We start from the raw sequence: 19,775 nt of genomic DNA, 5'->3' as shown, positions 1-19,775 counted from the left end.
CGTGTCTGTTGTGGTGGTGACCGATTCGTCGTGCTGTCTGGATCGGGAGATGGTGGAGCGGTACGACATCCGAGTCGTGCCGCTGCACGTGATCTCCGACGGTCGTGACCTCCGTGAGGGCATCGACGAACTGCCCGAGGATCTGTCGAAGGTCACCACATCGGGGCCGGCACCCGCCGAGCTCACCGACGTGTACGCCCGCGCGCTCGCCGACAGCGCGGGCGACGGGGTCCTCGCCGTGCACATTTCGCGGCAGCTGTCCGGAACCTGGGACGCCGCCCGATATGCTGCCGACGCATTTGGTGGCCGTGTTCGCCTCGTCGATTCTCGCAGTACTGCAATGGGATTGGGATTCGCGGTGCTGGCCGCGGCGAGGTCGGCCGAGTCCGGCGCCACACTCGACGAGGCATACGATCGTGCCGTCGAGGTCGCGGCCGCGGGCCGCGCACTGCTTGTCGTCGACCGGCTCGACCACCTGCGCCGGGGCGGACGGATCGGCACCGCGACCGCCTTGCTCGGTACCGCGCTGTCGATGAAGCCGGTCCTGCACCTCGCCGACGGAAAGCTGGTCCTCCGGGAGAAGACCCGAACGATGTCCAAGGCGCTCGGCAAGCTTGTCGATGCCGCCGTCGGCCAGTGCGCCGAGGTCGCGAAGGTCGCAGAGCCGGCAGTTGCGGTGCACCACCGCGCCGCCCCGGAGCGCGCTCGGGAACTCGTCGAGGTCCTGACCCGGCGGCTCCCGGAGGGCACCGAACCGGTGGTGTCCGAGCTCGATGCCGTGCTCGGAGCACATGTCGGCCCTGGGGCGATCGGAATCGTCGTCTCGCGGAACTGACTGCCTTGCGGAACTGACTGCCTTGCGGAACTGACTGCCTCGCGCGCCGAAATCGGTCGGATGCGCGCGGCGACGCAATCGTTGTCCTAGCATCGGGTCCGTGACCGACTCGGCCGGCAGGGCAGCCCCGCTGCGTGTGCTCGTCTACAGCCACGACGCGAGCATTCGCGCGCAGGTGGTACGCGCGCTCGGCACCGGCCCGGACGCGGGGCTGCCGGAACTCGAGTACCTCGAAGTGGCGACCGCGCCGGTGGTGATCCGCCGGGTGGACGAGGGCGGGATCGACCTGGTGGTCCTCGACGGTGAAGCGACCCCGGTCGGGGGGATGGGTCTGGCGAAGCAGTTGCGCGACGAGGTCGACCCGTGTCCGCCGCTGTTGCTGTTGCTGGGCAGGCCGGACGACGCCTGGCTGGCCTCGTGGTCGCAGGCTGATGCCGCGGTCGCGCTTCCCGTCGATCCGTTCCGGTTCGCGGAGTTGGTGGTGGCGCTGCTGCGCCGCGTGTGACCTTTTCGTGATCGTGTCGTGACTGCCCAGCCATGTGCGGTCGTTCACCACGGATCCGTTCGATCCCAGCGAATTTCGGCACCTTCGAAAATCGGGACAAGGCCGGGTATCACCCTTGTAGGGTGAGTCGCATATCACACCTGTTCGCAAGGAGTGATTCCGGTTACGTATCGACCGGGGTCGCGAGAGGCCGGACCGCGAGAGAGGGGCCAGTGGACATGAACCTCTACGTACCGATCCTCGTTCTCGGGGCGATCGCGGTTGCCTTCGCGGTGTTCTCCGTCGGAGTGGCCGGGTTGGTCGGTCCGCGGCGGTACAACCGAGCGAAACTCGAGGCCTACGAATGTGGTGTCGATCCGACCCCGCAACCCACGGGTGGCGGGCGGTTCCCGGTCAAGTACTACCTCACGGCGATGTTGTTCATCATCTTCGACATCGAGATCGTCTTTCTCTATCCGTGGGCGGTGCATTTCGACAGCCTCGGACTGTTCGGTCTCGGCGCGATGGCGCTGTTCCTGTTCAACGTATCCGTGGCCTACGTCTACGAGTGGAGACGCGGTGGCCTCGGGTGGGAATGAGACGGGTGGGAATGGCACGGGTGGGAATGGCACAGCTGGGGATGACGAGCGTCGCGGCGGGCACGGAAGTGAGGTGAGCCGGACATGGGAATCGAAGAGAAGGTCCCGAGCGGTTTCCTGCTGAGCACGGTGGAAGCAGCGGCCGGATACGCCCGCAAGGGTTCGCTCTGGCCGGCGACGTTCGGCCTGGCGTGCTGCGCGATCGAGATGATGACCACCGTGTCCTCCCGCTACGACATTGCACGGTTCGGGATGGAAGCGTTCCGGGCCTCGCCCCGGCAGGCCGACCTGATGATCGTCGCCGGGCGGGTGAGCCAGAAGATGGCGCCGGTGCTGCGGCAGGTCTACGACCAGATGGTCGAACCGAAATGGGTGCTCGCGATGGGTGTGTGCGCGTCGTCGGGTGGCATGTTCAACAACTATGCGATCGTGCAGGGCGTCGATCATGTCGTTCCGGTCGACATCTACCTGCCCGGATGCCCGCCGCGACCGGAGATGCTGCTGCACGCGATCCTGATGCTGCACGAGAAGATCCAGCAGATGCCGCTCGGTGTCCACCGCGACGAGGTGATCCGCGAGACCGAGAAGGCAGCGCTCGCGGCGCCGACCACCCTCGAGCTGAGGGGGTTGTTGCGGTGACGGACGAGGAACCGGTGGCGGGGCGGTCGGACCGGCCCGAGGTGATCGGGGTGCGCCGCGGCATGTTCGGTTCTGCTGGTACCGGCGACACGTCCGGATACGGGGGGCTCGTCCGGCCGGTCACCCTGCCCGGCGTCTCGTCCCGCCCGTACGGCGGCTGGTTCGACACGGTGGCCGATGGTCTCGACGCCGCACTGGTGCGGGCGTCGGTGGAGTCGCGCCGGGCCGTCGACGGCATCGTCATCGACCGAGACGAGATGACCGTCCATGTGTGCGCCGACCACCTGCCGCAGGTTGCCCGGTCGCTGCGCGACGAGCAGGACCTGCGGTTCGAACTGTGCCTCGGCGTCAGCGGCGTGCACTATCCGGACGAGACCGGCCGCGAACTGCACGCCGTCTACCACTTGATGTCGATCACCCACAACCGGCGGATCCGACTGGAGGTGTCGGTTCCCGACGCCGACCCGCATATTCCGTCGCTGTACGCGGTGTATCCGACCGTCGACTGGCACGAGCGCGAAACGTTCGACTTCTTCGGGATCGTGTTCGACGGGCACCCGGCGCTCACCCGCATCGAGATGCCCGACGATTGGGCCGGTCATCCGCAACGCAAGGACTATCCCCTCGGGGGCATCCCCGTCGAATACAAGGGCGCGCGGATACCACCACCCGACGAACGGAGGTCGTACCGGTGAGGAGCGCGCACCGTTCGAACGATCACGGCGCACAGGGCGCCGTCTACACCGCCGCGGGGCAGGATTGGGACCGGATCGTCGAGGCCGTCCGTGCGTCGGCCGGGCCGGACAGTGAACTCGCCGAGGAACGCATCGTCGTCAACATGGGGCCGCAGCATCCGTCGACGCACGGCGTGCTGCGGCTCATCCTCGAGATGGACGGCGAGACCGTGACCGAGGCGCGGTGCGGTATCGGCTATCTGCACACCGGAATCGAGAAGAACCTCGAATTCCGTACGTGGACACAGGGTGTCACGTTCGTCACTCGCATGGACTATCTGTCCTCGTTCTTCAACGAGACCGCCTACTGCCTGGCCGTCGAGAAACTGCTCGGCATCACCGATCTCGTACCCGAACGGGCCACGGTCGTGCGGGTGATGCTCATGGAACTCAACCGCGTCTCTTCGCATCTGGTGGCGCTGGCCACCGGCGGCATGGAACTGGGGGCCATGACGTCGATGTTCCTCGGCTTCCGGGAACGCGAATTGATCCTCGACGTGTTCGAGGCCGTCACCGGGCTGCGCATGAACAACGCCTATATCCGGCCCGGTGGACTCGCGCAGGACCTTCCGCCCGGCTCGCTGGACAAGGTCCGCGAGGTCCTCGACATCGTCCCGCGACGCCTGCGCGACCTCGAGGACCTTCTGGACGAGAACACCATCTGGAAGGCCCGGACGAAGGACATCGGTTATCTGGACCTGATGGGCTGCATGGCGCTCGGGATCACCGGGCCGATCCTGAGATCCACCGGGCTGCCGCACGATCTGCGCAAGGCGCAACCCTACTGCGGCTACGACACCTACGACTTCGACGTCGTCACCGACACCGGCTGTGATTGCTACGGCCGCTACTTGATCCGCGTCGGTGAGATGAAGGAGTCGCTGAAGATCGTCGCCCAGTGCATCGACCGGTTGCGGCCGGGTCCGGTCATGGTCGACGACGCGAAGGTCGCGTGGCCGGCGGACCTGGCGGTGCGCGCGGACGGACTCGGCAACTCACCGGAGTACATCGGCAAGATCATGGGCACGTCCATGGAGGCGCTCATCCACCATTTCAAACTGGTCACCGAGGGATTCCGGGTTCCGGCCGGACAGGTGTACGTGGGTGTCGAATCGCCCCGCGGTGAACTCGGCGTGCACATGGTCAGCGACGGCGGGACCCGCCCCTACCGGGTGCACTACCGCGACCCGTCGTTCACGAACTTGCAGGCGGTCGCGGCGATGTGCGAGGGCGGCATGGTTGCCGACGTCATCGCCGCAGTCGCCAGCATCGATCCGGTGATGGGAGGTGTCGACCGATGACCCGAGCGGGATCCGACCACGACACGACGCTCGGCGCCCAGCCGGGACCTTCGGTGCCGGTGTTACTCGAATTCGGCCGCACCGCAGCGGAAGACGATCGAATCGAGCATCCCGATGCGCCGAGAACATACCCGCCGGAGGTACGCGAACGCCTCGATGTGGATGCCGCCGAGATCATCGGCCGCTACCCGGTCGCGCGGTCGGCGCTGATTCCGTTGCTGCACCTCGTCCAATCGGAGGACAGTTGCATCACCCCCGCAGGCATCGAGTTCTGCTCGGCGCACCTTACGCTCACCGGCGCCGAGGTCGCCGCCGTGGCCACCTTCTACACGATGTACCGTCGCCGCCCGACGGGCGACTATCACGTCGGGGTCTGCACCAACGCGCTGTGCGCGATCATGGGTGGCGACGGGATCCTCGCGACCCTCGAGCAGCATCTCGGAATCGTCCCTGGCTCGGTGGCCGACACCACAGCCGACGGGAAGATCACCCTCGACCACATCGAATGCAACGCGGCCTGCGACTACGCGCCGGTGATCATGGTCAACTGGGAGTTCTTCGACAATCAGACCCCGGAGTCGGCGACCGCACTCGTCGACGCCCTGCTCGCGGGCAAACGCATCACCCCGACCCGAGGTGCGTCGCTGTGCACGTTCCGCGACACCGCCCGCATCCTCGCCGGATTTCCCGACGCCCGCCCCGGCGCGAACGACGGTGCGACGCCGGGCGATGCGACCCTCGCCGGGCTGCGCGTGGCCCGCGAACGCGGCATGCGAGCACCCGGCCCTGCTGGACCGAACGACGCTGCTGGACCGAACGACGCTGCTGGACCGGAAGGGGAGTGACATGCCGCTGAGTCCCGTTCTGAGCAGATACTGGGACGAACCCGGGTCGTGGACCCTCGACGTCTACCGCAGCCACGACGGCTACCGGGCACTCGAACGTGCCCTTCGTACAGACCCGGACGAGGTCATCGCCACGGTGAAGGACTCGGGTCTGCGCGGTCGCGGCGGAGCCGGATTCCCGACCGGCACCAAATGGTCGTTCATTCCGCAGGATCCGACCACACCCGCAGGCGCGAAACCGCACTATCTCGTCGTGAACGCCGACGAATCGGAGCCGGGCACCTGCAAAGACATGCCACTGATGTTGGCGACGCCGCACACGCTCGTCGAAGGCGTCGTCATCGCCGCCTACGCGATCCGGGCGTCGCACGCGTTCATCTACCTGCGCGGTGAGGTCGTCCCCGTGTTGCGCCGGTTGCAGCACGCAGTCGCCGAGGCGTACGCCGCCGGGTATCTCGGCCGCGACATCCTCGGGTCCGGTTTCGATCTGGATGTCGTCGTGCACGCGGGTGCAGGCGCCTACATCTGCGGTGAGGAAACCGCGTTGCTCGACTCGTTGGAGGGTCGCCGCGGACAGCCGCGGCTGCGCCCCCCGTTTCCCGCGGTCGCCGGTCTCTACGCATGTCCGACGGTCGTGAACAACGTCGAATCCATCGCGAGCGTGCCGGCGATCCTCCGCAACGGTATCGACTGGTTCCACGCGATGGGTACGGAAAAGTCCCCGGGGTTCACGCTGTATTCGCTGTCCGGGCACGTCACCCGGCCCGGCCAGTACGAGGCGCCACTCGGCATCACGCTGCGCGAGCTGCTCGACTACGCCGGCGGTATTCGGGCGGGTCACCGGCTCAAGTTCTGGACGCCAGGCGGGTCGTCGACCCCGCTGTTCACCGCCGAACAACTCGACGTGCCCCTCGACTACGAGGGGGTCGGGGCCGCCGGGTCGATGCTCGGCACCAAGGCCCTGCAGATCTTCGACGACACCACCTGTGTGGTGCGTGCGGTGCTGCGCTGGTCGCAGTTCTACAAGCACGAATCGTGCGGAAAATGCACGCCGTGCCGTGAAGGCACCTGGTGGCTCGTGCAGATCCTCGAACGACTCGAGGCGGGTACCGGCACCGAAGCCGACCTCGACAAGCTGCTCGACATCTCCGACAACATTCTCGGGCGCGCATTCTGCGCGCTCGGCGACGCCGCGACCAGTCCCGTCACCTCGTCGATCGCTCTGTTCCGCGACGAGTACATCGCACATCGCACGCACGGTGGATGCCCGTTCGATCCGCGTCTGTCCGCCGTCACCGCAGGGGGCGGGTCATGACCACCGACAAGGATCCCGTCGTCACCATCGACGGTATCGAATTCAGTGTTCCTCCAGGAACTCTCGTCATCCGCGCCGCCGAACAACTCGGCATTCGTATCCCGAGGTTCTGTGACCACCCGCTGCTCGAACCGGCGGGGGCGTGCCGCCAGTGTCTCGTCGAGGTCGAAGGTCAGCGCAAGCCGCTCGCCTCGTGCACCACCGCCGTCACCGACGGGATGATCGTCCGAACCCAGTTCACGTCCCCGGTGGCCGACAAGGCGCAGCAGGGCGTGATGGAACTGTTGCTCATCAACCATCCGCTGGACTGCCCGGTCTGCGACAAGGGCGGCGAATGCCCATTGCAGAATCAGGCGATGTCGAACGGCCGCGGCGACTCCCGCTTCGGTGGCGTCAAACGGACCTTCCCGAAGCCGATCGCACTGTCGTCTCAGGTGCTGCTGGACCGCGAACGGTGCGTGAACTGCGCTCGCTGCACCCGCTTCTCCCAGCAGATCGCGGGCGATCCCTTCATCGATCTACTCGAACGCGGGCCCGAGCAGCAGGTCGGCATCTATGCCGAGGAACCGTTCGAGTCCTATTTCTCCGGCAACACCGTGCAGATCTGCCCGGTCGGCGCACTGACCGGAATGGCCTATCGTTTCCGGGCCCGCCCGTTCGATCTGGTGTCCAGCCCGAGCATCTGCGAACACTGCGCCAGCGGGTGCGCGCAACGCACCGACCATCGGCGCGGCACCGTGTTGCGACGCCTCGCGGGCGACGACCAGCAGGTCAACGCGGAATGGAACTGCGACAAGGGGCGGTGGGCGTTCGCCTACGCCACCGAACCCGATCGTCTCACCACCCCGTTGGTGCGCGGCGCCACCGGGGCGCTCGCACCGGCATCCTGGCCCGCCGCACTTGCGGCCGCGGCCCGGGGGTTGGCCGCAGCACAGGGTACGGGAGTGCTCGCCGGGGGACGGCTCACCGTCGAGGACTCCTACGCGTACGCGAAATTCGCTCGGATGGTATTGGGAACCAACGACATCGATTTCCGGGCACGCACGCACTCCGGGGAAGAGGCGCAGTTCCTCGCGGCGCGCATCGCCGGACGCCGACTCGCCGTGACCTACGAGGATCTGGATCGTGCACCGGCCGTGCTGCTCGTCGGCTTCGAGCCGGAGGAGGAATCGCCGATCGTGTTCCTGCGGCTGCGCCGCGCGGCCCGCGGCGGGTCCGCGATCCGGTCGATCGCCGCGTATGCGAGCACTGGACTGACGAAACTGTCGGGCCGGCTGGTGCCGACCGTGCCGAGTACCGAAGCCGCAGTGCTGGACGAGATCCGGTCTGGGGATCACGGCGGGGACACCGCGGAACTACTGCGCAGACCCGGAGCCGTGATCATCGTCGGGGAGCGGTGCGCCGCGAGTGCCGGGGCATTGTCGGCGGTGATCCGGCTCGCCGACGACACCGGCGCCCGGCTCGCCTGGGTGCCCCGGCGAGCCGGTGAACGCGGCGCCCTCGAATCCGGTGCGCTGCCGGCGCTACTGCCCGGTGGCCGGGATCTCGCCGATCAGCGGGCACGCGATCAGGTGTCGCAGGTATGGTCCGACACCGCAGGTGCCGCCGTGGAAGTCCCGACAGGCCCCGGCCGGGACACGGCGGGAATTCTCGCCGCGGCCGCCTCGGGCGACCTGGGTGCGCTGGTGGTCGGTGGTGTCGACCTCGACGACCTGCCCGATCCGCAGGCCGCGCGGTCCGCGGTGGAATCGGCAGGGTTCGTGGTGAGCCTGGAACTGCGCCCCAGCGCCGTCACCGACCTCGCCGACGTGGTGTTCCCCGTCGCGGCCGTAGCCGAGAAGTCCGGGGCATTCCTGGATTGGGAGGGGCGGGTCCGCGATTTCGAGATTGCGCTGCGCGGCACCGGAACCCTCCCCGACCGGCGGATACTCGACGCGCTCGCCGCCGAGATGGGCGTCCCGCTCGGCCTCGCCGATATCGAATCCGCGCGCCGAGAACTGGATCTGCTCGGCATGTGGGAGGGCGGGTATCCGGTCGATCCGGACATCGGTGCCGTGCCACCGCCCCGCGTCGGCCCCGGCGAAGCGATCCTGACCGGGTGGCGGATGCTTCTCGACGCCGGGACCTTGCAGGTCGGGGAACCGAATCTGGCTGGGACTGCCAGACGGCCGGTCGTCCGCCTGTCTGCCGCGACCGCGCTCGAGATCGGAGCGTCGGACGGGGACGCGGTGACGGTCGCGACCGAACGGGGTGCGGTGAGCTTGCCGCTCGTCCTCACCGACCTCCCCGACCGGGTCGTGTGGCTGCCGCTGAACTCACCCGGGTGCGCGGTCCACCGGCAGTTGGGTGCCGGGCCCGGTGGGCTCGTGCGGATCCGCGTGGGCGAGGTGCGGTGATGGCAGCCGATCTCAGCGCGTTCGGCCACGACCCGTGGTGGCTGATCCTCGTCAAGGCCGTTGCGGTGTTCGCGTTTCTGGTGCTCACCGTTCTCGTCGCGATCTACGCCGAGAGGCGGGTCCTGGCCCGCATGCAGATGCGGGTGGGGCCGAACCGGCTGGGGCCGCAGGGGATTCTGCAGAGCCTCGCCGACGGCGTCAAGCTGGCGCTGAAGGAAGGCATCATCCCGTCCGGGGTGGACCGGCCCGTCTACCTGCTCGCTCCCGTCATCGCGACCGTGCCCGCCTTCATGGCGTTCGCGGTCATTCCGTTCGGTCCGGTGGTGTCGGTTTTCGGGCAGCAGACACCCCTGCAACTGACCGACCTTCCGGTCGCGGTGTTGTACATCCTGGCGGTCACCTCGATCGGTGTGTACGGCATCGTGCTCGCCGGCTGGTCGTCCGGCTCGACATATCCGCTGCTCGGCGGATTGCGGTCGACCGCGCAGGTGATTTCGTACGAGATCGCGATGGGATTGTCGTTCGCCGCCGTGTTTTTGCTGTCCGGCACGATGTCGACGTCCGGCATCGTGTCCGGGCAGGTCGGCACCTGGTACGTATTCCTGTTGCTGCCTTCGTTCCTCATCTACGTTACGGCGATGGTCGGCGAAACCAACCGCGCGCCGTTCGACCTGCCCGAAGCCGAGGGCGAACTCGTCGGCGGATTCCACACGGAGTACTCGTCGTTGCGGTTCGCGATGTTCATGCTCGCCGAGTACGTGAACATGACCACCGTGTCGGCACTGGCGACGACGTTGTTCCTCGGCGGTTGGCACGCCCCGTGGCCGCTGAACGTGTGGGACGGTGCCAACTCCGGTTGGTGGCCGGTGCTGTGGTTCGTCGTCAAGGTGTGGGCGTTCCTGTTCCTGTTCGTGTGGCTGCGCGCCACCCTGCCCCGAATGCGCTACGACCAGTTCATGAATCTCGGCTGGAAACTGCTCATTCCGGCAGCGTTGTCGTGGGTTGTCGTCGTCGCCGTGATTCGGGCGTTCGGCAACGAAGGGTACGCGGCGGGGCAGGGCACCCTCGCCACCGTCGGTGTGGTGTGCGTTCTGGGGTTCGTCGTGCTGATGCGGGTGCGGCGGGGAACGCGGGTGGCCCCGGCGGCGCAGGAATCGATTGCGCGCGAACCGAACGTGAACGAACCGAACCCACAGGAACCGTTCGACCCGAGGGCCGGGGGTTTCCCGGTCCCGCCGATGCCGGGTACCGTACCCGCGCAGCGCACTCCCGGGGAGGGATGACGATGCCCGAATTCCTCGATCCGATCGCCGGTTTCGGTACCACCTTTGCGGCGATGTTCAAGAAACCGGTCACCGAGCAGTACCCCGAGCACACACGTCCGCCCGCGCCGGGCTATCACGGTCGGCACCAGCTCAACCGGCACCCGGACGGCCTCGAGAAGTGCATCGGCTGCGAACTGTGCGCGTGGGCGTGCCCGGCCGATGCGATCTTCGTCGAAGCCGCCGACAACACCGACGCCGAACGGTTTTCGCCGGGAGAACGATACGGTCGGGTCTACCAGATCAACTACCTGCGGTGCATCGGCTGCGGACTCTGCGTCGAAGCGTGCCCGACCCGGGCACTGACGATGACCGCCGACTACGAGATGGCCGACGACAACCGCGCCGATCTCATCTACGACCGGGCGCGTTTGCTTGCTCCGGTGGAACCCGGGATGGAGGCGCCGCCGCACGCGATGTATCCGGGCACCACCGACGAGGACTACTACCGCGGCTTGGTGCCGGGCGCCGATCCGGAAGGAGCGCCGGAACGATGAACACGCTCGCCGCCGCGGTCTTCGCGCAGGGTGTCGTCGAGCGTACGTCCACCGGTGAAGCGGTGCAGTTCGCGGTCCTCGCGGTCGTCGCGGTCGCCGGTGCGATCGGGGTGGTCGCCGCGAGCAAGGCCGTGTATTCGGCGATCTTCCTGGCGCTGACCATGATCGTCCTCGCGGTGTTCTACATCGCCCAGGACGCCCAGTTCCTCGGTGTCGTCCAGATCGTCGTGTACACCGGCGCCGTGATGATGCTGTTCCTGTTCGTGGTGATGCTCGTCGGTGTCGACGCCGCCGAATCGTTCGCCGATACGCTGCGTGGGCACCGCATCGCGGCGGTGGTAGCCGGAATCGGCTTCGGTGTGCTGATCATCGGGTTCCTCGCCGACACCGGACTACCACCGTTCGCGGGTCTGACGGACACCGGTGACGGGCACATCGCGGGTCTCGCCGAATTGCTGTTCGTGCGGTATGTGTGGGCATTCGAACTCACCGGTGCGCTGCTCGTCACCGCGACCATCGGGGCGATGGTGCTGACCCATCGGGAGCCGACAGGTGATCGCCCTGGCCAGAAGGAACTGGCGCGCAGCCGGTTCCGTACATGGGGTGCGCCCCGAGTCGCCGGGGAGCCGGAAGTGGGGGTGACACCGCTACCGACCCCCGGTGTGTATGCGCGGCACAACGGCGTCGACATGCCTGCCCGGTTGCCGGACGGCACCTACTCGGCACTGTCGGTGAGCCGGGTGCTCGAGGCGCGCGGCGCGGTCGGCGAGGCACCCGGCGACGTTCCCGGCGAGGAGGAGATCCGATGAACCCGGAGAACTACCTGTACCTGTCCGCGTTGCTGTTCACCATCGGCGCCGCCGGTGTCCTCGTCCGGCGCAACACGCTGATCGTGTTCATGTGCGTCGAACTCATGCTCAACGCCGTGAACCTGTCGTTCGTGACGTTCTCGCGGATGCACGGGCGGCTCGACGGGCAGGTCTTCGCGTTCTTCACGATGGTCGTCGCCGCCGCCGAAGTGGTGGTGGGTCTGGCGATCATCATGGCCATCTTCCGCACCCGGCGTTCGGTGTCGGTCGACGACAGCAACCTGCTGAAGTACTGATCGCACAGAAGTACTGATCGTGAAGTCCGAGAGGAGAGCGGTATGGGCGGAACCTCGGTGGTCTGGCTACTGCCGGCGCTGCCGCTCGTGGGCGCCGCGATACTGCTGCTGACCGGCAGGCGGAGCGACGCGTGGGGCCATCTGCTCGGCTGTGCGACGGCGCTGGCGTCGTTCGTCGTCGGTGTGGTGCTGTTCGTGCAGATGCTGGGCAGTGCCGCTCCCGACCGGGCCGTGCAGCAAGTCCTGTTCTCGTGGGTTCCGGTCGGCGAACTGCAGGTCGATTTCGGTCTGCAACTAGACCAGTTGTCGATGTGCTTCGTGTTGCTCATCACCGGTGTCGGGTCGCTCATCCACATCTACTCGGTCGGCTACATGGCGCACGGGCCGGACCCGTCCGGCAACACCGCGGGACATGCACCCGGGCGGCGGTTGTTCTTCGCGTACCTCAACCTGTTCCTCGCGGCGATGCTGCTGCTGGTGCTGGCCGACAACTACCTCGGTGTGTACCTCGGGTGGGAGGGTGTCGGTCTCGCGTCGTACTTGCTCATCGGATTCTGGCAGTACAAGCCGACCGCTGCGACCGCAGCGAAGAAGGCGTTCGTCGTCAACCGGGTCGGCGACATGGGGTTGGCCGTCGCCATGATGATCATGTTCGCCTCGTTCGGAACCCTCGGATTCACCGACGTCTTCGCCGCGGTTCCCGGTGCGAACGAGACGATCTCGACGGCCATCGGGTTGACGTTGCTGCTCGCGGCGTGCGGCAAATCCGCGCAGGTGCCGTTGCAGGCGTGGCTCGGCGATGCGATGGAAGGCCCCACCCCGGTGTCCGCCCTGATCCACGCGGCGACGATGGTCACCGCCGGTGTCTACCTGATCGTCCGGTCCGGACCGATCTTCGAGGCCGCGCCGGGCGCACAACTGGCCGTGGTGATCGTCGGTGCCGTGACGTTGCTTTTCGGTGCGATCATCGGCTGCGCGAAGGACGACATCAAGAAGGCACTGGCCGCATCCACGATGAGCCAGATCGGCTACATGGTGCTCGCTGCCGGACTCGGACCCGCCGGCTACGCGTTCGCGATCATGCACCTGCTCACCCACGGCTTTTTCAAGGCGGGTCTGTTCCTCGGCGCGGGTTCGGTGATGCACGGCACGAACGACGAGACGGACATGCGACGCTTCGGTGGTCTGCGCACCGTCATGCCCGTCACCTTCGTCACCTTCGGCCTCGCCTACCTGGCGATCATCGGGATACCGCCGTTCGCCGGGTTCTTCTCGAAAGATCTGATCATCGAGGCGGCGTTCGGGTCCGGCGGATCCGAAGGCTTCGTTCTGGGATCGGCCGCACTGCTCGGTGCCGGCATCACCGCGTTCTACATGACCCGGGTCATGCTCATGACGTTCTTCGGGCAGCGGCGCTGGCCGGACGGCACCCACCCGCACGAGTCGCCCCGCGTGATGACGGCACCGATGGTGGTGCTGGCGGTCGGATCGGTCGCCGGTGGTGCGCTACTGGCCTACGGTGGAGCGCTGACGAATTGGCTCGAACCGGTCGTCGGGGAACACCACGGCGAACTACCGGTCCCGGTGTGGGTACTCACCGTCGCGACCCTCGCGGTGGTCCTCGTCGGTGTCGGGATCGCGTACCGGCAGTACGCGACTCGCGACATCCCCGTCGACGCACCGGACGACGTGTCCGGCCTGACCCGCGCCGCCCGCCGCGACTTGTACGGCGACGCGGTCAACGAAGCGGTGTTCATGCGGCCTGGACAGCACGCGACGCGCGCCGTCGTCGACGTCGACGATCGTGCCGTCGACGGTGCGGTCGGCGCGGTTGCCGCACTGGTCGAGGCGGCGTCGGCACGTCTACGCACCCTGCAGACCGGATTTGCCCGGTCCTACGCCCTGTCCATGCTCGTAGGCGCGGCCCTCGTGGTCGCCACGATGGTGCTCTGGTGAGGATGCGATGAACCAGTTCCCGTGGCTGAGCGCACTGTGGGTCGTACCGTCGGTCGGTGCGCTGCTGGTGTGGATGGTGCCCGCGCGCCGACCCGACCTCGCCAAGGTGGGGGCGCTCGTCGTGTCCCTCGTCGTCGCTGCGCTCGCGATCGTCGTGGCGGTGCTGTTCGAACCAGGCGGAGCGCAGTACCAGTTCGTCGAATCACACCAGTGGATCCCATCTTTCGGTGCCGGATACACCCTCGGTGTCGACGGCATCGCGCTGGTCCTGATACTGCTCACCGCGGTGCTGGCGCCGCTGCTGCTGCTGGCCGGATGGAACGACACCCGACTCGCAGAGGACTCCCGAATAGTGCGGGGGGACAGTGGAATTGCTGGCAAGGCGCCGCATGCCTACGTCGCGCTGATCCTCGTGGTCGAGGCGATGGTGGTGCTCGCGTTCACGGCACTCGATATTCTGCTGTTCTACGTGTTCTTCGAAGCGATGCTCATCCCGATGTATTTCCTCATCGGCGGGTTCGGTCGGGCGCAGAACCGGGCCGCTCGTTCCGCCGCGGCGGTGAAGTTTCTGCTCTACAACCTGTTCGGCGGACTGATGATGCTCGCCGCGGTCATCGGCCTGTACATCCTCACGGTCGACCAGGGCGTGGGCACTTTCGACTTTCGGGAGGTCGTCGCGGCCGCGACCACCGGCGAACTCGGCGCCTCCCCGGGTCTGCTCAACGCGCTGTTCCTCGGCTTCATGTTCGCCTTCGCCGTCAAAGCGCCACTGTGGCCCTTCCACAGTTGGCTGCCCGGCGCTGCCGTGGAAGCGACCCCGGCGAGTGCCGTGCTGATGATGGCGGTCGTCGACAAGGTCGGCACCTTCGCCATGCTGCGGTACTGCCTGCAACTGTTCCCCGACGCGTCGGCGACGTTCGCCCCGCTGATCGTCACGCTCTCGGTGATCGGCATCCTGTACGGCGCGATCGCGGCGGTCGGCCAGACGGATGTGATGCGGTTGATCGCCTATACGTCGATCTCGCACTTCGGGTTCATCGTGCTGGGGATCTTCGCGATGACCAGCCAATCGCAGACCGGATCGACGCTGTACATGGTCAACCACGGACTGTCGACGGCGGCCCTGTTCCTCATCGCAGGATTCCTGGTGTCCCGCAGGGGTTCCCGCATGATCTCTTCATTCGGTGGGGTGCGTAAGGTCGCGCCGATCGCGGCAGGCACCTTCCTCGTCGCGGGTCTGGCGACGCTGTCGCTGCCGGGACTCGCACCGTTCATCAGCGAATTCCTCGTCCTGATCGGCACATTCCCGCGCTACGGGGTCGCCGCGGTACTCGCCACCGGAGCACTCGTACTCTCCGCCGTCTACGTGCTCTGGCTGTACCAGCGGATGATGACCGGGCCGCTGTCGTCCGGCAACGAGAAGGTCCGCGACCTGGTGCCGCGGGAACTGATGGTCGTGGCACCACTGATCGCGTTGCTCGTCGTCCTCGGCGTGTTTCCGAAGCCGGCGCTCGACGTGATCGACCCGGCGGTGAACCACACGATGACCACGATCGGACAGACAGATCCGGAACCCACCCAACTCGGAGAGCGGGTGACGTGGGCGGAGGTGGGCTCCGGTCCGGACGCCGACAACGCCGAGCAGGGAGGTGAATCCGAATGAACGAACTCAGCGCGCCGTCGATCGAATACGGTCTGCTCGCACCGATGCTGATCGTGTTCGGTGTTGCGATCGCCGGGGTCCTCGTCGAAGCGTTCGTGCCGCACCGGGCACGGCACACGACACAATTCGTACTCGCCGTCGCCGGACTCGTCGCGGCGTTCGTAGCAGTCGTATCGCTCGCCGGAACCAACCGGTCCGCGGTGCTCGGCGCCGTGGTGATCGACGGTCCGGCGCTGTTCCTGCAAGGCGCGATCCTCGTGACGTCGACCCTCGCCGTCGGGTTGATCGCGCAACGCCACGCGGCGGTCGCCGAGACGGTCACGGCGGGGGTGGGCGCCCCGATCGATGCGTTCGCGCCGCAACCGTCGGTGCCGCCGGGAAGTGCGGGTGAGCGCGCCGCGGCGGACCGGGGTGCGGTCACCACCGAAGTGTTCCCGCTCGCGATGTTCGCGGTCGGCGGGATGATGCTGTTCCCTGCCTCCGACGACTTGCTCAGCATGTTCGTCGCGCTCGAAGTGCTGTCGCTACCGCTGTACCTGCTGTGCGGTCTGGCCCGGTACCGCCGAGTGCTGTCGCAGGAAGCGGCCCTGAAATATTTTCTGCTCGGTGCGTTCTCGTCGGCGTTCTTCCTGTATGGGATGGCGTTGCTGTACGGGTATGCGGGGACCGTGCGGTTGTCCGGGATCGCCGAGGCGGTCGCCGACGGTTCCGGTGACGACACCCTCGCCCTGATCGGCGTGGCCTTGCTGGCGGTCGGATTGCTGTTCAAGGTCGGTGCGGTGCCGTTCCAGTCGTGGATTCCCGACGTCTACCAGGGCGCCCCCACACCGGTCACCGCGTTCATGGCGTCGGCGACGAAGATCGCAGCGTTCGGGGCGTTGCTGCGCGTGTTCTACGTCGCGGTGCCCGGCCTGAGCGCGAACTGGCAACCGGTGCTCGGGGCCGTCGCCGTCCTCACCATGCTGGTCGCTTCGGTGGTCGCGGTGACCCAGCGCGACGTCAAACGGATGCTCGCGTATTCGTCGGTCGCCCACGTCGGTTTCATCCTCACCGGCCTCGTCGCGGCGAACCACGCGGGTGTCGCGTCGACGATGTTCTATCTGCTCGCCTACGGGATCAGCACAGTGGGGGCGTTCGCGATCGTCGGCCTGGTCCGGGACCGCAACGGAGAAGTCGGCGACCTGTCCGCGTGGGCGGGACTCGGCCGGCGTTCCCCGGTCGTCGCCGGAGCGTTCGCTCTGCTTCTGCTCGCGTTCGCCGGTATTCCGCTGACCAGTGGTTTCGTCAGCAAGTTCGCGGTGTTCGGGGCCGCTATCGACGGGGGTGCCGCCCCGCTCGTCGTGGTCGGCGTGGTGTGCAGTGCGATCGCCGCGTACTTCTACGTTCGGGTGATCGTCTTGATGTTCTTCACCGAACCCCACGACGACGCCGTGACGGTCGTCGCGCCCGGTGCCCTCACCACTTTCGTCGTGTCGATCAGTGTGCTGGTGACGGTGGTGCTCGGCATCATGCCGCAACCGGTACTCGATCTCGCGGATCGCGCGGCCGTGTTCCTGCACTGAGCCGTGTTCCTGCACTGAGCCGTGTTCCTGCACTGAGCACGATCGTTCGGCAGTTGTCCACAGGCACCCGATCCATCCACAGATTCGGCCGATTCCGGCTCCGGGAGTCCCGGGCGTGGCCCACGGTGGTTAACGTCGCGGCATGGGGAGCGGTGACGACGGGGAGCGGGTCCGGTCCCGGCTGGATGCGATCGCACGCGCCGCCGGTGACTACGGGGAAGAGTTGCCGACGGGAGGTCGTGCCGATCGCGACGACGGATACGGCTCAGGCGAACCGGAACCGGGCGCACCGGAACCACTGCGGCTGATCGACCGGTTGCGTGTGGCGCGCTGGCAGACCGGTCGCGGCGGCACCGCCGCGCTCGGTGTGGTCGGCGTCGTTGCGGCACTTGTCGCGTTCGTCGTGGTGTGGCGGGAACAACCTGTACCCCAGGCTGTTCCACCACTGCCGTCGGTGGTGACCGTGTCCGAACGGGCCGCGGTGCCGCCGACCGGTGCGGCCGTACCGCCACCGGTGCCGGAGGAAGTGGTCGTCAGTGTCGTCGGGCTGGTCGGTGCACCAGGCCTGGTGACGTTGGTACCCGGCGCGCGGGTCGCGGACGCGCTGACCGCCGCCGGGGGAGCGTTGCCCGGTGCCGATCTGGCGGGAATCAACCTGGCGCAACGGGTTGCAGACGGGGACCAGATTGTCGTCGGGGTGCTGCCGCCGGATCCACCGCCACCGGCGAGTGGTGTGTCGAGCGCCGGTGCCGGTACGGGTGGGGGATCGGCCGCCCCTGCATCCGAAGGTGGTGCGGGGCCGGTAAATCTGAACACCGCCGACGACGCGGCGCTCGACGCGCTGCCGGGGGTGGGGCCGGTGACCGCCGCGGCCATCATCGCGTGGCGCGACGCGAACGGGCCGTTCGCCGACGTCGAACAACTCGGCGAGGTCGACGGTATCGGTCCGGCCCGTCTCGCCCGACTGCGCGCCCTGGTTACCGTGTGAGCAGTGACCGTGTGAGCAGTGACCGTGTGAGCAGTGACCGTGTAAGCGCGGGGCTCGACGCCCGGCTCGTCCCGTGCGCGGCCGCGGCATGGGCCGTCACGCTCGTCGGGTTGTATGCGGGTGGCCGTGTTGCCCTGATCGTCTCGGCTGTCGCGGTTCTTCTCGCAGGTGTCGCCGCGTTTGCCCGCGTGCGCGGATCGGGGACGATTCGGGTGGTCGCGGGGCCACTCCTCGCTGCGTTGCTGATTTGTTCCGGTTTCGGTGTCGCCGTCGCGGTGCGAGCCGGAGCGGCCGAGTCGCATCCGGTCGCGACCGCTGCCGCACGGGGCGCGACCATCACCGCCGAGGTGATCGTCGACGACGATCCGAAAGAACTACGGCAGAACGGTTTCGGTGGGGAACCGCAGGTTCGGATACCGGCGTCGCTGCGGGCCGCGCAACTCGGTCGCGACCGGATCGACGCGGGTGGTTCGGTCGTGGTGTTCGCCCCCGCCGACACTTGGTCGACTCTCGTTCCCGGCCAACGGATCACGGTCCGTGGCACCCTCGCCGTCGCGAGCGGCCCTGGGCTGGAACTCGCATTGGTCCGGGCGCAGGGGGAACCGCGTGCGGTGTCGCCACCACCGCCGCACCAGCGGTGGGCCGCGACTGTGCGGCACCGGCTGACGTCCGCGGCACACGCTGTGCTGCCGGCCGAGGCCGCCGGTCTGTTGCCGGGGTTGATCGTCGGGGACACCTCGAACCTGCGAGGCGATGTGCGCGAGGAGTTCCGGGTCGCGGGTCTGACACATTTGACGGCCGTGTCCGGCGCGAACGTGAGTATTGTGCTGGGTGCGATACTGCTGCTCGTACGGGCGTTCGGCATCGGACCCCGCACCGGCACTGCGCTGGCGGCGGTGGCGCTCGTCGCGTTCGTTGTCGTGGTGCGTCCGTCACCGAGCGTGCTGCGCGCGGCCGCGATGGGATCGGTCGCGCTGCTCGCGTTGGTGGTGGGGCGACGAAAACATGCGATGCCGGCGCTCACCGCGTCGATCGGGGCCCTGCTGATCCTCGCACCGGAACTCGCGGTCGACGCGGGTTTCGCGCTGTCGGTGGTGGCGACGGCAGGCCTGATCGCCGTCGCGCCGGGCTGGGTGACGCGCATGCGGGCCCGCGGCTGTCCGCGGGCCGTCGCGGAGGTGTGCGCGGTGTCCGCTGCGGCGTTCGTCGTTACCGCGCCGATCGTCGCGGCCCTGTCCGGGACCGTCAGCATCGTCGCGATCGCCGCGAATGTGCTGGTGGCTCCGGTGATTCCGCCGCTCACTGTGCTCGGATCACTGATCGCCGTGTGCGGGGCGGTGTGGCTGCCGGCAGCGGAACTGCTTGCGCGCGGCACCGCGCCGATGCTGTGGTGGCTGCTCGAGGTGGCCGAACGATCGGCGTCGCTGCCCACAGCGGAACTGGCGGTGCCGGCGGGTGTCGGCGGCGCGGTGGTCGTCGCCGCGGCCATCGTGTGCGGATGGGCCGTGGTACGGAACCGTCGGCTCAGGCGAAT

Annotated in this window: 18 protein-coding genes; all 18 read left to right on the top strand. The window is 67.7% G+C overall.

Going from position 1 to position 19,775, the window contains the following annotated elements:
• Position 1: 1 nt before the first annotated feature.
• Entirely contained in the window at positions 2-835 is an 834-nt protein-coding gene (locus tag WAX14_RS06630; RefSeq protein WP_422627298.1) for a DegV family protein, read from the top strand.
• A 100-nt stretch (positions 836-935) separates the two neighbouring features.
• Positions 936-1,340 carry a hypothetical protein gene (locus WAX14_RS06625; protein ID WP_422627297.1) on the top strand — a complete coding sequence of 135 codons (405 nt, stop codon included), beginning with the start codon at positions 936-938 and terminating at the stop codon, positions 1,338-1,340.
• Positions 1,341-1,558: 218 nt separating this feature from the next.
• Complete coding sequence (locus tag WAX14_RS06620; protein WP_422627296.1) at positions 1,559-1,918, top strand: NADH-quinone oxidoreductase subunit A; 360 nt, start codon at positions 1,559-1,561, stop codon at positions 1,916-1,918.
• A gap of 84 nt (positions 1,919-2,002) precedes the next feature.
• A complete protein-coding gene (locus tag WAX14_RS06615) occupies positions 2,003-2,557 on the top strand; it encodes a NuoB/complex I 20 kDa subunit family protein (RefSeq protein ID WP_422627295.1) in 555 nt (184 codons plus the stop codon).
• The gene (locus WAX14_RS06610) at positions 2,554-3,252 is read left to right on the top strand and encodes an NADH-quinone oxidoreductase subunit C (protein WP_422627294.1); all 699 of its coding nucleotides are present in this window, start codon (positions 2,554-2,556) and stop codon (positions 3,250-3,252) included. The genes WAX14_RS06615 and WAX14_RS06610 overlap by 4 nt, the downstream gene beginning before the upstream one ends.
• Positions 3,249-4,592, top strand: coding sequence for an NADH dehydrogenase (quinone) subunit D (gene nuoD, locus WAX14_RS06605; RefSeq protein ID WP_422627293.1), 1,344 nt, complete (start codon positions 3,249-3,251; stop codon positions 4,590-4,592). The genes WAX14_RS06610 and nuoD overlap by 4 nt, the downstream gene beginning before the upstream one ends.
• Positions 4,589-5,437, top strand: a complete 849-nt coding sequence (gene nuoE / locus WAX14_RS06600) for an NADH-quinone oxidoreductase subunit NuoE (protein WP_422627292.1) — start codon at positions 4,589-4,591, stop codon at positions 5,435-5,437. Before nuoD ends, nuoE begins: the two co-directional genes overlap by 4 nt.
• Position 5,438: 1 nt before the next feature.
• Positions 5,439-6,752, top strand: coding sequence for an NADH-quinone oxidoreductase subunit NuoF (gene nuoF, locus WAX14_RS06595; RefSeq protein ID WP_422627291.1), 1,314 nt, complete (start codon positions 5,439-5,441; stop codon positions 6,750-6,752).
• Positions 6,749-9,148 carry an NADH-quinone oxidoreductase subunit G gene (locus WAX14_RS06590; RefSeq protein WP_422627290.1) on the top strand — a complete coding sequence of 800 codons (2,400 nt, stop codon included), beginning with the start codon at positions 6,749-6,751 and terminating at the stop codon, positions 9,146-9,148. The genes nuoF and WAX14_RS06590 overlap by 4 nt, the downstream gene beginning before the upstream one ends.
• Positions 9,148-10,431 carry an NADH-quinone oxidoreductase subunit NuoH gene (gene nuoH / locus WAX14_RS06585; protein ID WP_422627289.1) on the top strand — a complete coding sequence of 428 codons (1,284 nt, stop codon included), beginning with the start codon at positions 9,148-9,150 and terminating at the stop codon, positions 10,429-10,431. The genes WAX14_RS06590 and nuoH overlap by 1 nt, the downstream gene beginning before the upstream one ends.
• A gap of 2 nt (positions 10,432-10,433) precedes the next feature.
• Complete coding sequence (gene nuoI / locus WAX14_RS06580; RefSeq protein WP_422627316.1) at positions 10,434-10,967, top strand: NADH-quinone oxidoreductase subunit NuoI; 534 nt, start codon at positions 10,434-10,436, stop codon at positions 10,965-10,967.
• A complete protein-coding gene (locus tag WAX14_RS06575; protein WP_422627288.1) occupies positions 10,964-11,776 on the top strand; it encodes an NADH-quinone oxidoreductase subunit J in 813 nt (270 codons plus the stop codon). Before nuoI ends, WAX14_RS06575 begins: the two co-directional genes overlap by 4 nt.
• Positions 11,773-12,072, top strand: a complete 300-nt coding sequence (gene nuoK / locus WAX14_RS06570; RefSeq protein ID WP_422627287.1) for an NADH-quinone oxidoreductase subunit NuoK — start codon at positions 11,773-11,775, stop codon at positions 12,070-12,072. Before WAX14_RS06575 ends, nuoK begins: the two co-directional genes overlap by 4 nt.
• Before the next feature lie 42 nt (positions 12,073-12,114).
• Entirely contained in the window at positions 12,115-14,028 is a 1,914-nt protein-coding gene (gene nuoL, locus WAX14_RS06565) for an NADH-quinone oxidoreductase subunit L (protein ID WP_422627286.1), read from the top strand.
• A gap of 7 nt (positions 14,029-14,035) precedes the next feature.
• Positions 14,036-15,691 carry an NADH-quinone oxidoreductase subunit M gene (locus WAX14_RS06560; RefSeq protein ID WP_422627285.1) on the top strand — a complete coding sequence of 552 codons (1,656 nt, stop codon included), beginning with the start codon at positions 14,036-14,038 and terminating at the stop codon, positions 15,689-15,691.
• Positions 15,688-17,253 (top strand): NADH-quinone oxidoreductase subunit NuoN, encoded by a 1,566-nt coding sequence (nuoN, locus tag WAX14_RS06555; protein ID WP_422627284.1) that lies wholly within the window; start codon positions 15,688-15,690, stop codon positions 17,251-17,253. Before WAX14_RS06560 ends, nuoN begins: the two co-directional genes overlap by 4 nt.
• A 142-nt stretch (positions 17,254-17,395) precedes the next feature.
• Complete coding sequence (locus tag WAX14_RS06550; RefSeq protein ID WP_422627283.1) at positions 17,396-18,241, top strand: helix-hairpin-helix domain-containing protein; 846 nt, start codon at positions 17,396-17,398, stop codon at positions 18,239-18,241.
• A 26-nt stretch (positions 18,242-18,267) separates the two neighbouring features.
• Positions 18,268-19,775: ComEC/Rec2 family competence protein (locus tag WAX14_RS06545; RefSeq protein WP_422627282.1), on the top strand; the 1,508-nt coding region annotated here is incomplete at its 3' end.

This window comes from Rhodococcus sp. (in: high G+C Gram-positive bacteria), from assembly GCF_049299235.1.
Classification (GTDB): Bacteria; Actinomycetota; Actinomycetes; order Mycobacteriales; family Mycobacteriaceae; genus Rhodococcus.
This window is presented reverse-complemented; position numbering and strand designations above follow the sequence as displayed.